Below are 624 nucleotides of genomic sequence, written 5' to 3'. Positions count from 1 at the left end.
ATATTGGAACAGTAATCATGGGAAATCATGAATAGCCTTTAGGCAGAAGGAAAGATTATGAAAGACCGACAGCATTTGTTCAACCTCATCATCATCGGCGATGAAATCCTGCACGGCAGCCGCCAAGACAAGCATTTCGCCTTTTTCAAATCTTTATTGGAATCGCGCGGGCTGAAACTCAATCAGGTGCAATATCTGCCCGATGAACCCGAATTGCTGGTCAAACAACTGCGCCGCAGTTTTTCAGACGGCCTGCCGACTTTCGTTACCGGCGGTATCGGCTCTACGCCTGACGACCACACGCGCCAAGCCGCAGCGGCTGCTTTGGATTTGCCCGTTGTCCGCCATCCTGAAGCCGCCAAGTTTATCGAAGGCGTAACCCTGAAACGCGGCGAGCCGCTCGATTCGCCGGAACACGCCCAACGCCTGAAAATGGCGGATTTTCCCGAAGGCGCGGAACTTGTGCCCAATCCGTTTAATAATATCGCCGGATTTTCCATCCGCGAGCATTATTTCTTCCCCGGTTTCCCCGTGATGGCGCACCCGATGGCGGAATGGGTATTGGAAACTTATTACGCCAACCGTTTCAACCAAACTGAACGCGGCAGCCGCAGCGTGTATGTG

Annotated in this window: 1 protein-coding gene; it reads left to right on the top strand. The window is 52.9% G+C overall.

Translation table 11 applies throughout. From position 1 onward, the window contains the following. Positions 1–57: 57 nt before the first annotated feature. Positions 58–624, top strand: a 567-nt coding sequence (locus ACTHUR_RS15525) for a competence/damage-inducible protein A (RefSeq protein ID WP_440399532.1), incomplete at its 3' end; no start/stop codon positions are given.

The organism is Neisseria sp. P0021.S007 (genome assembly GCF_051956855.1).
The sequence above is the reverse complement of the archived record's forward strand: the minus strand, read 5'-3'. Positions and strand labels throughout refer to the sequence as shown.